Genomic DNA, 14,640 nt, shown 5'->3' on the forward strand with positions numbered 1-14,640 from the left:
CAGCACCATGCCCTTGCACGATGACGCCAGCGGCCTGGCAATGGAGCCTGCCGCACGGCCCGGCGATCCGCTCGATCGCATCGACACACCCAGCCTGGCGCTGGACCTGACGGCCTTCGATGCCAACCTGCGCACCATGCAGGACTGGGCCGACCGCCATGGCGTGGCGCTGCGCCCGCATGCCAAGGCGCACAAGTGCCCCCAGATCGCGCTGCGCCAGCTGGCGCTGGGCGCACGTGGCATCTGCTGCCAGAAGGTGAGCGAAGCGCTGCCCTTTGTGGCGGCCGGCGTGCGCGACATCCTGATCAGCAACGAGGTCGTGGGGCCGGCCAAGCACGCGCTGCTGGCCCGGCTGGCGCGCAGTGCGCGCATGGCCGTGTGCGTGGACAACGCGGCCAACCTGGTGCAGCTGTCCGAGGCCATGGCGCAGGCGGGCGTGGAGATCGACGTGCTGGTCGAGGTGGACGTGGGTCAGGGCCGCTGCGGCGTCACGGGCCCCGAGGCCGTGCTGGCCCTGGCGCGGCAGGCGCGTGATCTGCCGGGCCTGAATTTCGCGGGCCTGCAGGCCTACCACGGCGCGGTGCAGCACCGGCGCAGCCGCGAAGAGCGTGCGCAGGCCTGCCAGGAGGCTGCGAGCCGGGCGGCGGCCTGCGCGCAGCTGCTGCGCGACAACGGCCTGGCGTGCCACACCATCACGGGCGGCGGCACGGGCAGCGTGGAGTTCGACGCGGCCAGCGGCGTCTACACCGAGCTGCAGCCGGGCTCCTATGCCTTCATGGATGGCGACTACGGTGCCAACGAATGGGGCGGGGCGCTGGCCTTTCGCCGCAGCCTGTTCCTGCTGTCCACGGTGATGAGCACGCCCGCGCCGGACCGCGTCATCCTCGATGCGGGCCTGAAATCCACCTCGGCCGAATGCGGCCCGCCCGCCGTCTACGGCACGCCGGGCCTGCGCTGCGTGGCCATCAATGACGAGCACAGCGTGGTATGCGTGGAGCCTGGCGCCCAGGCGCCCGCCCTGGGCAGCGTGCTGCAGCTGCTGCCCTCCCACGTGGACCCGACATTCAACCTGCACGACGAGCTGGTGGTGCTGCAGGGCGGCACGGTGCACGCGCTGTGGCCGATTGCGGCGCGCGGGCTGTCGCGCTGAAGACGGCATGAAAGAAGCCGCCGGCCTTGCGGCGCGGCGGCTTTTTTGCGTCTGCGCCTGCTGTGGCCTGTGGCTTACAGCTCGATCTTGGCGCGGCGGATCACGTCGCCAAAGCGCTTGTTCTCTTCGACGATGAAGGCCTTGAACTCTTCGGGCGTGGGAAAGTAGTTCTCGTAGCCGAAGGTCTGGAACTTGGGCTGGATGTCGGGCTCGCGCAGGACTTTCATGGTGTCCTGGCGGATCTTCTCGACCACGGCCGGCGGCGTGGACTTGGAGACGGCAAAGGCATTCCAGCCGGTGACCACGGCATCGGCCGGGCCGCCGGACTCGGCCACGGTGGGCACGTCTTCATAGCCCTTGAGGCGGTGGGGCGCCAGCACGGCCAGAAAGCGCAGCTTGCCCGAGCGCATCAGCGGGCCGGCCGTGCCCGAGGAGCCCAGCGCAAAGGCCAGCTCGCCCGTGGCCACGCTGGTGTACAGCTGGCTGGTTTCCTTGTAGATGACGTGTTCCATCTTGGTGCCCGTCAGCGACTCCAGCAGGGCCGAGCCCAGGTGCACCGGGTTGCCCACGGACCACGAGCCGTAGTTGAGCTTGCCGGGGCGCGCCTTGGCGTCGGCAATCAGGTCGGCCACGGTCTTGTAGGGGCTGTTGACCGGCACGCAGACGAAGAAGAAGGTGCGAAACAGCGGCAGGACGACCTCGAAGTCCTTGTCGATGCTGTAGGGCAGTTTCTTGAACAGGTGGGGATAGGCGGCCAGGTGGACGTTGTCCAGCTGGATGATGTCCGTGCCGTCGGTGGCGCCGCGCTTGAAGGCCTCGATGGCGATGAAGCCGTTGCCGCCAGGGCGGTTTTCCACGATGACGGGCTGGTTCCACAGGCGCGCCAGCTTGTCGGCCACCAGGCGCGAGGTGCCGTCCGGCCCGCCGCCCACGGGGAACGGATTGATGATGCGCACCTGCTTGGTGGGCCAGTTGGCGGCGGCACCCGACTGGGCACGCGCGGGTGCCAGGGCGCCCATGGCCAGGGCGCCAAGGGCGAGGCCCGCCTGGCGGCGATTGATGCGGAAGGCGCTGTCTTTCATGGTTTGTCTCCGAGTCGCTGTTGGGCTTGCTGGGGGGCTTGGTCCTATGCCGGCAAGGCACAGGCTGCTCTTGTTTTTACGCTCTCTTGCGGGAGCGGCTGGATCATCCAGTCGCCGCATTGTGTCAGTTCGTTGCAAAGCACCTAGCCGTGGCTGGCGCTAGCAGCTATAGCAAAATGGCATAAGTGAGGAGGCGAGAGAACATGAATTTGCAGCAGATAGAGACGTTCGTGCATGTGGCCGAGACCGGCAGCTTCAGCAAGGCGGCCGTGCTGCTGGAGACGGCCCAGCCCGCACTGAGCCGCCAGGTGCGGGCGCTGGAGACCGAGCTGCGCGAAACCCTGCTGATCCGCACCGGCCGCGGCGTGACCCTGACCGACGCGGGCCGCCGCCTGCTGGAGCACGGCCACGCCATCATGCAGCGCGTGGCGCTGGCCAAGGAGGATCTGGGCAGCCAGCGCGACGAGCCCGTGGGCCGCATCGTGGTGGGCCTGCCGCCCAGCCTGGCGCGGCGCCTGACGCTGCCGCTGATCGATCTGTTCAGCAAGGACATGCCCAAGGCCCGGCTGGCCGTGGTCGAGGGCTTTTCCATGAACATCGCCGAATGGCTGACCTCGGGCCGCATGGACCTGGGCCTGGTCTATACGCCCGAGCCGCATCCGCACATCGAGGTCACGCCCGTGCTGGAAGAGCGCCTGTGCCTGATCGGCCCGGCGCGCACGCTGGGCGGGCGCAGCAGCGTGCGCTTTGACGAGCTGTCGCAGTTTCCGTTGATCATGCCGCAGCACGGCCAGATCTTCCGCAAGCTGATGGAGGCCCAGGCCACGCTGTCCCAGGTCAAGCTCAACGTGGTCTGGGAAGTGTCCAGCGTGCCGGCCATCCTGGACCTGGTGCGCGGCGGCTACGGCTACGCCGCGTTGACCGACAGCGCCATGCGCAGCCACCTGACCGATGCCGAGCTGGTGGGCATTCCCATCGAATCGCCCCATGTGGTGAGCACGCTGTGCCTGGCGCAGTCGGCCAAGAAAAAGGCCACGCCGCTGATCCGCAAGACTTCTCTGGCCCTGCGCGAACTGAGCCAGCAGGTGTGCGCGCCGCTCTGAGCGGTTGCAGCGACGGCGGCAGTTCAGCCAGGCCTCAGAGCAACGGCCGCAGCTCCCGCGCCGCCTCCTGCAGCAGCGGCAGCAGCTCGGCCACCATGTCGGCCGGCGCCATGCGCTGGGGCGAGGTCACGATGTTGAGCGCGGCCACCGTGCGCCCCTCCATGTTGCGCAGCGGCACGGCCAGGGCCTGCACGGCCAGCTCATGCTCTTCCAGGGCCAGGCAGAAATCCTGGCGGCGCACTTCGTCCAGCACGCCTTCGAGCGCTGCGCTGTCCGTCACCGTGTGGGCGGTCAGGCGCCGCAGGTCGTGCGAGGCCAGCCATTGCCTGAGCTCGGCCGCAGGCAGGGCGGCCAGCAGCACGCGGCCCGTGGAGGTGGCATGGGCGGGCAGGCGGCTGCCCAGATGCAGGCCGTGGGCCATGAGGCGCTGGCCGCGCTCGTGCAGGGCGCTGCGCGCCACGATGACCACCTCGTGGCCATCGCGCACCACGCAGGAAAACGACAGCTGGGTCTGCGCCGCCAGCCGGTAGAGCACGGGCTGGACGATGCGCGGCAGCCGCGCCGAGGCCAGGTAGCTGCCCGACAGCCGCAGCACCTTGGGCGCCAGCCAGAAATGGCTGCCGTCCGTCTCCAGGTAGCCCAGGTGCGCCAGCGTCAGCAGATGGCGGCGCGCGGCCGTGCGCGTGATGCCCGAGCGCTCGGCCGCCATGGTGGCGTTCAGGCGCTGGCGCTCGGTGTCGAAGCTCTCCAGCACGGCCAGGCCCTTGGCCAGTCCGGCGATGAAGTCATCGGGGTCGATGGGAAAGGGCTGGTTCATGGGCGGGGAGGGCGGGTATGCAGGTAGTGCGCGATTGTCGCGCAGATTGCGCGATCACCGCGCAACTCATGTGCCAGCCCCTCGTCTTTGCGCTGCCTCAAAACTAGTCTTGGGACCAGGCCATGGCATGAACCGGCCATGACATCGAACAACGCAACGGAGACAGATCAATGCGTACCCAAGTCGCCATCATCGGCGCAGGCCCTGCCGGCCTGCTTCTCGGCCAGCTGCTGTACCGCGCAGGCATAGACAACGTCATCATCGAGCAGCGCAGCGCCGACTACGTGCTGGGACGCATCCGCGCCGGCGTGCTCGAACAGGTCACCGTGGACCTGCTGGAGCAGGCCGGCGCCGATGCCCGCATGCGCGCAGAAGGCCTGCCGCACGACGGCATCGAGCTGCTGTTTGGCGGCCAGCGCCACCGCATCGACCTGCATGGCCTGACCGGCGGCAAGCGCGTCATGGTCTACGGCCAGACCGAGGTCACGCGCGACCTGATGGAAGTGCGCGCCGCCGAGGGCCTGACCACGGTCTACGAAGCCAGCAACGTGCAGCCCGTGGGCTTCGATGGCGACAGCCCCGTCGTGCGCTATGAGAAGGACGGCCAGGTCCATGAGCTGCAATGCGACTTCATCGCCGGCTGCGACGGCTTTCACGGCATCTGCCGCGCCAGCGTGCCGCAGGACAAGGTGCGCACCTTCGAGAAGGTCTACCCCTTCGGCTGGCTGGGCCTGCTGTCGGACACGCCGCCCGTCTCGCACGAACTGATCTACGCCCAGACCGAGCGCGGCTTCGCACTGTGCAGCCAGCGCAGCGCCACGCGCAGCCGCTACTACCTGCAGGTGCCGCTGACCGAAAAGGTCGAGGACTGGAGCGACGAGGCCTTCTGGAACGAACTGCGCCTGCGCCTGGACCCCGAGGCCCGCGAGCGCCTGGTGACCGGTCCCTCGCTGGAAAAGAGCATTGCCCCGCTGCGCAGCTTCGTGACCGAGCCCATGCGCTTCGGCCGCCTGTTCCTGGCCGGCGACGCGGCCCACATCGTGCCGCCCACGGGCGCCAAGGGCCTGAACCTGGCCGCCTCGGACGTGGGCTACCTGTCCAGCGCCTTCGCGCAGTACTACCGCGACAAGGCGCCCGAAGGCATCGACGGCTACTCCGAGCAATGCCTGCGCCGCGTCTGGAAGGCCGAGCGCTTTTCGTGGTGGATGACCTCGCTCATGCACCGCTTCCCCGACGCGGGCGGCTTCGACACCAAGGTGCAGGAGGCGGAGCTGGACTACATCGTCAACTCCCGGGCAGGCTCGACCTCGCTGGCGGAGAACTATGTGGGGTTGCCGCTGGTGTGAGGGCCGGCGTGAGGCCCCGGGCGCCGCCGAGGCTGCGCCCGCATTGATGCGCGCCTGTCGCCACAGCATTGCGCAAATTTGCAGGCCGCCTCGCCCGGACGGGTGCGGGCGAGGAGTAAGCTTGGCAGGTTATGGCGCACATCACGTTTCCCCCTCCCTATATCGCTCCCCAGAATGCAGCGCAGTCGCTGCGCGACGCAGGCTATGCGGTGCTGCGCCCCGATGAATTCGCGGCCTGGGCGGGCGTGTCCTTGACCGAGCTGCATGCGCTCGATGCCGACTGGGCCCAGCTGCCGCCCGATGCCTTTCTGAAGGACGGCGGGCGCTACCGGCGCCGCCGCCATTCCTGCTTCATCGCGGGGCAGGACGGGCTGCAGCAGGTGGAGCACCGCGCGCACTGGCAGCCGGTGGAGTACAACGCCCTGCATGGCGGCATGCTGCGCATGTTCGAGCCCATGCGCGATGCCACGGCGCAAAGCGCCACCTGGAGCCGCCTGCTGCTGGCGCTGGCGGGCCTGTCCGACCAGGTGTTCTGCGCCCAGGGCGATGATGTGCAGCACGAGCGCTGGTTCATCGAGTCCCACCAGTTCCGCATCGACACCACGGACGGCATTGGCCGGCCCACCCCCGAAGGCGCGCATCGCGACGGCGTGGACCTGGTGGCCGTGATCCTGGTCGGGCGCGAGGGCGTGAAGGGCGGCGAGACGCGCATCTTCGAGGCCACGGGCCCCAGCGGCCAGCGCTTCACGCTGACCGAGCCCTGGTCGGTGATGCTGCTGGACGATGCCCGCATGATCCACGAGACCACGCCCATACAGCCCGAGCAGCCGGGCGGTGTGCGCGATACCCTGGTGCTGACCTATCGCCGCCAGGGGTTCCAGGGCTCGGAGCTGACGCGTCGCCGCAAGGATTGATGCAGCTCAAGACGCTGGCGCATGATGGGCGCACACTTTGGTTCATCGACCCGGCCGCCCCCGATTCCTGAGGGCGGCCAAGCACAAAGGAGAAAACGCATGTTCAAGCACATCCTGGTTCCCGTGGACGGCTCCAACAGCTCGATGCTGGCGGTCCACAAGGGCGTGGAGCTGGCCAAGGTCTTTGGCAGCACGCTGACGGCGGTCTACGTGGTGGACCCCTATCCGTTCACGGGCGTGGGCGCCGACTTCGCCTACGGCCAGTCGCAGTACCTGAGCGCGGCCACGGCCGAGGCCAACACCACGCTGGACGCCGTCAAGAAGATCACCGACGAGGCCGGCATCACCGCCACCACCGTGGTGGGCGAAGGCCATGCGGTGCACGAAGGCATCGTGCGCGTGCTCGAGAGCACGGGCGCCGACCTGATCATCATGGGCTCGCAAGGCCGCCGTGGCCTGGAAAAGCTGATGCTGGGCAGCGTGACCCAGCGCGTGCTGGGCGCCGTGCGCGTGCCGGTGCTGGTGGTGCGCGAGTAATCCCCGGGCCGCTCGGCCCTTCGCCGGGTGAAACGTCAACGGCTCCTTCGGGAGCCGTTTTTATTGGTGCGCTGCAGGGGGAGAGGGCGATCAGCGATTGAGCAGCCGTGCCAGCCAGCCCTTTTTCTTGCGCTGCAGTTCCAGTTCCTGCAGCACTTCGTTCTTGAGCCTTTCCTTCTCGGCGGCAGGACTGGACTCGCGCGCCATGCGCAGATAGGCCTTGGCCGAGTCCACGTAGCCGGTGTCTTCGTTGCGGATGTGGTTGAACAGCCAGCGCGAGAGCATGCCGTGCAGCTCGGCGGCCACGTCCTCGCCGGCATCGAAGCGGGTCTGCATCTCGATCACGCGGCGGGTGAACAGCTCGTGCACCTTCTTGTGCGGGCCGGCGAACATGTAGCCGGCGCTCTCGATCAGGCTTTCCTCGAACACGAAGTGCGAGACGGTGTAGTCGATCATCTCGCCGATGACATCGCCCAGGGCCTCGCGGTCGGGCGAGGACCGCAGCTCGTAGAGCTTGTTGATGTAGTCGACGATGCGGCGGTGCTGCCTGTCGATCTCTGCAATTCCGGTGTCCAGCTCGGGGACCCAGACCAGCAATGCCATGGCGTTCTCCAGGAATTCGATGATTTCCGGAGAAGTATTCACGGGACTGTCACATCGCCCCTTGATGCAGATCAGTCTGATCTGCATCAAGGAGACGCGGCGTCACTCGATCTTGGCGCCCGAGGACTCGACGATCTGCTTGGACTGCTTGAAGTCGGCCTGGAACATCTTGTCGAAGTCGGCCACGGTCATGGACTGGGGCTCGGCGCCCTGGGTCTGGATGGCGTCGCGCACTTCGGGCATGGCCAGCAGCTTGTTCACTTCGGCGTTGACCTTGGTCACGATGGCCGTGGGCGTGCCCTTGGGCATGAACAGGCCGTACCAGGTGCTGACGTCAAAGCCCTTGAGGCCCGATTCGGCCAGCGTGGGCGTGTCGGGCAGCGAGGACGAGCGCTTGGCCGAGGTCACGGCGATGGCGCGCAGCTTGCCGGCCTTGATCTGGCCGATGGCCGAGGGCACGGAGGACACCAGCAGGTCCACGTTGCCGGCCAGCGCATCCATCAGGGCCGGGTTGGAGCCCTTGTAGGGCACGTGCACCAGCTGGATGCCCGCCGCCTTCTCCAGCAGCACGCCCGAGAGGTGGATGCTGGTGCCATTGCCCGGCGAGCCGTAGGTCACCTTGCCCGGGTGCTGCTTGGCAGCGGCCACGATGTCGGCCAGGGTCTTGTAGGGCGAGTTCACGCTGGTGGCGATCACGATGGGCGTGTAGGCCACGTGGGCCACGGGCACCAGGTCCTTGACGGGGTTCCAGGGCAGGTTCTTGTAGAGGTAGGGGCCCAGGACCACGTTGTCCTTCTGGCCCATGACCATGTCGTAGCCCGTGGGCGCCGCCTTGGCGGCCTCGGTGATGCCGATGGTGCCGCCTGCGCCCGCGCGGTTGTCGGGCACCACGGTCCACTTGCTGACTTCGGTGAGCTTGTTGGACACCACGCGCGCGAGGATGTCGGTGCCGCCGCCGGGCGGGAAGGGCACGATCATGCGCACGGGCTTGTTCGGATAGTCGGCAGCCGCACCTTGGGCGGCTGCGGAAAAGCTCAGGCCCATGGCGGCGGCCACGGCGGTGCAGGTGATCAGTTGGCGGAACATGAAAGAAGAAACTCCAGGGTCTGATGGGGCGGTGCAACCTTCTCGCAGCGGACCGGCAGCACCGGGCCGCCCATGCGGTGGGTTGTCGATGATCGGGGAGGGTGGTTCCGCCATCTTGCATTGGGAAACCCGCTATTTGGGCGGATTTCCGCAATCTGTGCCACAGGGGCTTCCACCAAGGAGCAGCTTGTGCCTGCTCCAGAGGGAAGCGGGCTATTTTATGCCGCCTTGGTGCCTGGCCGCAGGCCAGGCGCTCAGCCCTGCGCCAACTGCCTGTCCAGCACGCGCACCGTCTCGTACAGCACCCGGGTGCCGTCCAGCAGCTGGGACGGCTCTATCCATTCCTCGGGCGCGTGGCTGCGGCCGTGGAGGCAGGGGATGAAGATCATGCCCATGGGGCCGGTGGGCGCCATGTAGACGGCGTCATGGCCGGCGCCGCTGGGCATGCGCATGTGGGCGTAGCCCAGGTTGTCGCAGGCCTGCTCCACGCCCTGCATGACCAGGCCAGCGCAGTCCGTGGGCTGGGAGCGGCTCACGTCGGCCATCTCGGCACGCACGCGCAGGGCGGCCAGGCCGGGCAGGACTTCGGCCAGCAGTTCCTCGGGGAAGCGCTCCAGCACGCCGGCGTGGTCGCTGCGCACTTCCATCATCATCTCGACCAGGCCAGGCACGGCATTGGAGGCATTGGGCGTGAGCGAGAGCCGGCCCACGGTGGCCACCACATAGTGGGGCTGGCCATTGAGCGCAGCGGCCTTGCGGTTGGCCGCATCGATGATGCGCGCCGCGCCCACCAGCGCGTCCTGTCGGATGTCCATGGGCGTGGTGCCTGCGTGGTCGGCCTGGCCGTGCACGGTGAAGCCCACGCGGCGTATGCCCACGATGTTCGTCACCACGCCAATGGGCAGGCCGCGCTGCTCCAGCACCGGGCCCTGCTCTATGTGCAGCTCCACAAAGGCGGCCGTGCCGCCGGCGCTGCGCAGCGGGCGGTCCAGCGCCTCGGGCCGTGCGCCGATGCGCCGCATGCCTTCGGCCAGGGTTTCGCCTTGCGGGTTGCGTGCCGCCAGCATGGCGGCGTCCAGCTTGCCCGACAGCGCGCGGCTGCCTATGCAGGAGATGCCGTAGTCGCTGGGCTCCTCGGACAGGAAGTCGATCACCTCGAACGGGTGCTGCAGGGCGATGCCGTTTTCATGCAGGCAGTGCGCCACCTCGATGCCGGCCAGCACGCCGATGATGCCGTCGAAGCGCCCGCCCATCATCACGGTGTCGCAGTGCGAGCCGGTGGAGATGGGGGCGCGTTCTGCGCTGCCCGCAGCGGCCTGGGCAGCCGGCAGGCGGCCGACCAGATTGCCGCCTTCATCCAGATGCACCTGCATGCCCGCGGCCGCGAACTCGGCGCGCAGCCAGGCGCGGGCCTGGTCGAACTCGGGCGAGAAGGCGCGGCGGGTCCAGGGCCGGTCGGGCAGGGTGAAGGTGGACAGGGTCTGGACACGGCGCCAAAGGCGCTCGGCATTGATGGGGGGCAGGGCGGTCATGGGTCTCGGTGAGTTCTGCGGCAGGCGCGCGAGCCGCGCAGGCGGCGCAGGCAGGCTGGGCGAAGCGGGGATTGTCGCGCGCAAAGGCGGTGCTCATGCAGACGTGCGCAGGCTCCTGAGCAACCGCTCCAGCGTGTCGAAGCTCACGGGCTTGACCAGGTGGTGGTCCATGCCGGCCTCGCGCGATCGTCTCAGGTCATCCTCCTGCCCCCAGCCCGTGAGGGCGATCAGCAGGACCTGGTCGCGGCCCTGACGGGCGCGGATGCGGCGCGCAACTTCCAGGCCGTCCATGCCGGGCAGGCCGATGTCCAGCAGCACGACGTCGGGCCTGAAGGCGTCGTGCATGGCCAGCGCGCCGGGGCCGTCGCGGGCGATCTCGACCTCGGCTCCCAGCAGCCCTAGCAGCATGGACAGGGTGTCGGCGGCGTCCGCGTTGTCATCGACCACCAGGATGCGGCCGAAGGCTGGCGCGTCCCCGGACTGCGCGCCTGCGGCCGGGCCGGGCAGGGAGGGCACATCGGCGGGTGCATGGGCGGATGCATCGGCAGGTGCATGGGCCGGCAAGGGCAGGCGCAGCCGCAATTCACTGCCCTGGCCCGGACCTTCGCTGAGCGCCTGCACGCTGCCGCCGTGCATCTCCACCAGGCTGCGCACCAGGGTCAGGCCGATGCCCAGGCCCCCCTGGCCCTGGCGGCCGCCGCGGTCCACCTGCATGAACATGTCGAAGATCCTGTCCAGCAGCGCGGCGGGGATGCCTATGCCGTCGTCACGCACGGAGATCACGGCCTGCGCACCCTCTGCCCAGGCCGCCAGCACGACGTGGCCGCCGGGATCGGTGTACTTGGCGGCATTGTTGAGAAGGTTGGTGACCATTTGCGCCAGCCGCACGGGGTCGGCCGGCAGCAGCAGGGTCTCGGCGGGCAGCTCCAGCCGAAGCTGGTGGCCGCCGGATTCCATGACCGCATGGCTGGCCGCCGCCACGCCTTGCAGCACGTTGTTCAGGTCCACCACCTCCTTGCGCAGCTGGACCTTGCCCGTGGTGATGCGCGAGACCTCCAGCAGGTCGTCCACCATGCGCACCATGTGGTTGACCTGGCGCTCCAGCATCTCCTGGCTGCGGCGCGCGCTGTCGTCGCCATGGACGGTGCGCTTGAGGATTTGCAGGCCGTGGCTGATGGGTGCCAGCGGATTGCGCAGCTCGTGGGCCAGGGTTGCCAGGAACTCGTCCTTGCGCCGGTCGGCCTCCCTGAGGTGCTGCTCGGCGCGCTTGAGTTCGGTGATGTCCTGGATGACGGAGCAGGTGCCCACGAGCTGCCCGCCGTCATCGCGCAGCGGAGCGGCGCTGACGCGCATCCACCATTCGCGGCCCTCGTCGTCGGTGTGCAGCATCTCCAGCCCCGGCATGACCACCTCGCCGCGCAGCGCGCGCCTGCCGGGCCAGTTCTCGGGCGGTATGGGCCGGCCCTTGTCGTCCCAGCCGCGCCAGCGCTGCACGCGGTCGGCAAGGGTGGACGGGATGGCGCGCGGGACGAATCGGTCCATGAGCGCATTGCTGAGCACCATGGTGCCGCCCATGTCGGACACGCCCACGCCCGCCGGCATCTGGTCGATGATGGCGCGCAGCCTTTTCTCGTTGGCGCGCAGGGCAGCATGGGCCTGCTCGCGCACGCGCTCGAACTGCAGCAGCGAGGCGACGCGCGCCAGCAGCTCGCGCGCCGAAAAGGGCTTGACCAGGTAGTCGTCCGCGCCGGCGCGCAGGCCTTCGACCTGGGCCTCCTGGCCTGCACGCGCGGACAGCATGATGACGGGGATGGAGCGCGTGGCCTCGTCGCTGCGCAGCGCATGCAGCAGCTCGAAGCCGTCGAGCACGGGCATCATCACGTCGGCAATCACGAGATCGGGCCGCTGGCGCCGGATGCAGTCCAGCGCGGCCCGGCCGTCGCCGGCCACCTCCACCTCGTACAGCGGACGCAGCAACTGGCCGATATAGCCGCGCATGTCGGCGTTGTCGTCGGCGCAGACGATGCGCGGCCGGGGGCCTTGCGGTTCGGCACCAGCCGGCACGCCGTGCGGGGCGTGCGTGGGCGATTCGCCCGGCACCCACTGCCGCGTCTCGTCCACGAGCTGGCGTGCGGCCGGGGCGCCCGCGCCGTGCCCCGGCGGCGGCGGGGTTGACGGTGCCGCGATGGGGTTCACCTGTTCGGCCGGCAGGTGCGCGCTGCCCTTGGGCAGCCGCACGGTGAAGCGGCTGCCCTCGCCCTCCGTGCTGGTGACCGTGATGGTGCCGCCATGCAGCCGCACCAGTTCCTGCACCAGGGCCAGGCCGATGCCCGTGCCCTCGTGCGTGCGGGCGGGCTTGCCCGGAATGCGGTGAAAGCGCTGGAAAAGATGGGGCAGGTGCTGGGGCGAAATGCCCGAGCCGGTGTCGCTGACGGACAGCTCCACCGCAGGGCCCGCGTCGTGCAGCGCCACGGCGATCTCGCCCTGCAAGGTGAACTTGAAGGCGTTGGACAGCAGGTTGAGCACGATCTTTTCGTACATGTCCTGGTCCACGTAGACCGGCCCTTGCAGTGGCGGGCAGTCCACGCGCAGCCGCAGGCCCGCCTGCTCCATGGCCGAGCGGAACACGCTGGCCAGCTCGGCCGTGGCGCGGGCCAGGTCCGTGGGCTCGTAGCAGGCCTGCATGCGCCCGGCCTCGATGCGCGCGAAGTCCAGCAGGGCGTTGACCAGCTTTTGCAGGCGCAGCGCGTTGCGGTGGACCATCTGCGCCTGATCGGGCGGCAGGTGGCCGCCGTGCTCGCGCAGGGCGTCGTCCAGCGGCCCCAGGATCAGCGTCAGCGGCGTGCGCAGCTCGTGGCTGACGTTGGAGAAGAACACGGTCTTGGCACGGTCCACCTCGGCCAGGGCCCGGGCGCGCCGCGCTTCCTGCTCATAGGCCACGGCGTGCGCGACAACGCCGCCCGTGTGGCTTGCCACCATATCGAGGAAGGCGCAGTACTCCGCATCCAGCGGGCGGCGCGGGCTGACGCCCAGCACCAGCACGCCCGAGGCCTGGCCGTCGCCCGACCAGCGAACGGGCACGATGCGCGCCAGGCGCGAGGGTTCGGGCCAGGGGCCGCCAGGCAGGGTCAGGCCCAGCTGCGCCAGGTCCACGTTGGCCGGCTGGCCCGATTGCACGGCCTGGGCCAGCGGCCAGGGCGCGGGGTCGGCCGCCAGGTCGGTGTCCATGCCGGTGGAGCACAGTAGCTGGAAGGCCGGGGGAGCGGTGTCTGCGCTGCCTGCATCCGGGGCGGCCTGGCATTCGTAGATGATGGCGAAGGGCACGTCGTAGGGGTTTTCATCCAGCACGGCGCAGACCTTTTCGCCCGCGTCCTTGGCACTGCGCATGTCCAGCGTGCGGATGCCCAGGCGGTGCAGCGTCTCCAGGCGCCGCCGGCTGACGATTTTCTCGGTGGTGTCGGTGCAGGGACAGAACACGCCCTGCACGGTGATGCCGTCATCGGCCAGGATGGGGCCGTAGGTGAAGGTGACGAAGACCTCTTCCTGCGGCAGCTCGCGGTCGAAGAAGTAGCGCGCATCGGTGGACCAGGTGGCCTGGCCCGTGCGCAGCACGCCCTCCAGCATGGGGCCGATGTCGTCCCAGATCTCGCTCCAGCATTGCGCGCCGGCCTGTCCCAGCGCCTTGGGGTGCTTGCTGGTGCCCAGGAAGGGAATGTAGGCGTCGTTGTAGATCAGCCGGAAGTCATCGCCCCACCAGATGATGATGGGAAAGCGCGAGCCCAGCATCAGGCTGGCGGCGTTGCGCAGGCTTTGCGGCCAGCTCTGCGGCGAGCCCAGGGGCGTGCCCTCCCAGTCGTGGGCGCGCACGCGTGCCGCCATTTCGCCGCGCTGCGGCAGGAATCCAAAACCGTCTTCTGAATTCACGGGTTCTCCCACGGGATTGCCGACTTCGCGGGCCGGCCTGTGTCGTTGATCCAGGCGCCGGGGCCGCGGGGGCGGCGCAGCTATCGCGAGGCGGATTGCGCTGCAGGTGCGGCGCCTCGCCTGCGGGCGCCCTTGCGGGCAGCGCAAGGCACTGCTTGCCGGCCCCGGCCGCAGCCCGATCGCCTGCCGCCGCCGCTGTCCTTGTCCACGGTGGCCCACAGGCGCCTTTCTGCGTCTTCATGGCCTGCGCCGCGCGATTCGTGGCTGTGCACTATGTGCCGGGCCTGGCGTTTTCGCTCATGGGTATCGGTGGATTGGTCTCCTCGGGGCATGTCACTCTCCCTTGCGGGTCTGTTCCTGCTCGGGCGCGGGCGGCAATTCTATGGGGGGCGCCGTGGTGGGCGGATCTATCGGCTCGGGTCCGCGCGGGCGGCCGGGCTGGCGGTTGGGATCGTCGGGTGCCACGGGGTCGTTGGGCGTGGTCGGCACCTGGGGAATATTGGGTGCGTGGGGCAGGGGGTGGTTCATGGCTGCTGCTGTCCTGAG

The 14,640-nt window shown here is 69.0% G+C and carries 12 protein-coding genes; 5 read left to right on the forward strand and 7 right to left on the reverse strand.

The genetic code is table 11. The features are described from left to right. Positions 1-7: 7 nt before the first annotated feature. The gene (locus tag G4D77_RS28430; protein WP_154834084.1) at positions 8-1,150 is read left to right on the forward strand and encodes a DSD1 family PLP-dependent enzyme; all 1,143 of its coding nucleotides are present in this window, start codon (positions 8-10) and stop codon (positions 1,148-1,150) included. Between the two features lie 74 nt (positions 1,151-1,224). Here G4D77_RS28430 and G4D77_RS28435 read toward each other — a convergent pair whose 3' ends face one another. Then, positions 1,225-2,232, reverse strand: a complete 1,008-nt coding sequence (locus G4D77_RS28435; RefSeq protein WP_046238589.1) for a Bug family tripartite tricarboxylate transporter substrate binding protein — start codon at positions 2,230-2,232, stop codon at positions 1,225-1,227. A 203-nt stretch (positions 2,233-2,435) separates the two neighbouring features. Here G4D77_RS28435 and G4D77_RS28440 point away from each other — a divergent pair, with 203 nt between their 5' ends. After that, a complete protein-coding gene (locus tag G4D77_RS28440; RefSeq protein ID WP_016451484.1) occupies positions 2,436-3,335 on the forward strand; it encodes a LysR family transcriptional regulator in 900 nt (299 codons plus the stop codon). Between the two features lie 34 nt (positions 3,336-3,369). Here G4D77_RS28440 and G4D77_RS28445 read toward each other — a convergent pair whose 3' ends face one another. Further along, positions 3,370-4,152 (reverse strand): IclR family transcriptional regulator domain-containing protein, encoded by a 783-nt coding sequence (locus G4D77_RS28445; protein ID WP_016446366.1) that lies wholly within the window; start codon positions 4,150-4,152, stop codon positions 3,370-3,372. 170 nt (positions 4,153-4,322) lie between these two features. On the opposite strand from G4D77_RS28445, the gene pobA reads away from it, so the two are divergent. The 3 genes from pobA to G4D77_RS28460 all read left to right on the forward strand — a co-directional run bounded on the left by pobA (position 4,323) and on the right by G4D77_RS28460 (position 6,949). Then, the gene (gene pobA, locus G4D77_RS28450) at positions 4,323-5,498 is read left to right on the forward strand and encodes a 4-hydroxybenzoate 3-monooxygenase (RefSeq protein WP_013801914.1); all 1,176 of its coding nucleotides are present in this window, start codon (positions 4,323-4,325) and stop codon (positions 5,496-5,498) included. A 131-nt stretch (positions 5,499-5,629) separates the two neighbouring features. Further along, positions 5,630-6,412, forward strand: coding sequence for a 2OG-Fe dioxygenase family protein (locus G4D77_RS28455; RefSeq protein WP_016451485.1), 783 nt, complete (start codon positions 5,630-5,632; stop codon positions 6,410-6,412). 99 nt (positions 6,413-6,511) lie between these two features. Continuing rightward, positions 6,512-6,949 (forward strand): universal stress protein, encoded by a 438-nt coding sequence (locus G4D77_RS28460; protein ID WP_016446360.1) that lies wholly within the window; start codon positions 6,512-6,514, stop codon positions 6,947-6,949. 90 nt (positions 6,950-7,039) lie between these two features. Here G4D77_RS28460 and G4D77_RS28465 read toward each other — a convergent pair whose 3' ends face one another. The 5 genes from G4D77_RS28465 to G4D77_RS28485 all read right to left on the reverse strand — a co-directional run bounded on the left by G4D77_RS28465 (position 7,040) and on the right by G4D77_RS28485 (position 14,622). Then, complete coding sequence (locus G4D77_RS28465; RefSeq protein WP_223275325.1) at positions 7,040-7,594, reverse strand: bacteriohemerythrin; 555 nt, start codon at positions 7,592-7,594, stop codon at positions 7,040-7,042. A gap of 60 nt (positions 7,595-7,654) precedes the next feature. Further along, positions 7,655-8,638: a Bug family tripartite tricarboxylate transporter substrate binding protein gene (locus G4D77_RS28470; RefSeq protein WP_016451487.1), complete on the reverse strand. Its 984-nt coding sequence runs from the start codon at positions 8,636-8,638 to the stop codon at positions 7,655-7,657. Positions 8,639-8,892: 254 nt separating this feature from the next. Further along, positions 8,893-10,170 (reverse strand): N-carbamyl-l-glutamate amidohydrolase ErtE, encoded by a 1,278-nt coding sequence (gene ertE, locus G4D77_RS28475; RefSeq protein WP_074922916.1) that lies wholly within the window; start codon positions 10,168-10,170, stop codon positions 8,893-8,895. Positions 10,171-10,263: 93 nt separating this feature from the next. After that, on the reverse strand, positions 10,264-14,094 hold the full coding sequence (locus tag G4D77_RS28480; protein WP_213757817.1) for an ATP-binding protein: 3,831 nt from the start codon (positions 14,092-14,094) through the stop codon (positions 10,264-10,266). A gap of 333 nt (positions 14,095-14,427) precedes the next feature. Then, positions 14,428-14,622, reverse strand: a complete 195-nt coding sequence (locus tag G4D77_RS28485) for a hypothetical protein (protein WP_016446355.1) — start codon at positions 14,620-14,622, stop codon at positions 14,428-14,430. Positions 14,623-14,640: the final 18 nt, after the last annotated feature.

Source organism: Delftia sp. WY8 (assembly GCF_018437695.1).
Lineage (GTDB): Bacteria > Pseudomonadota > Gammaproteobacteria > Burkholderiales > Burkholderiaceae_C > Comamonas > Comamonas tsuruhatensis.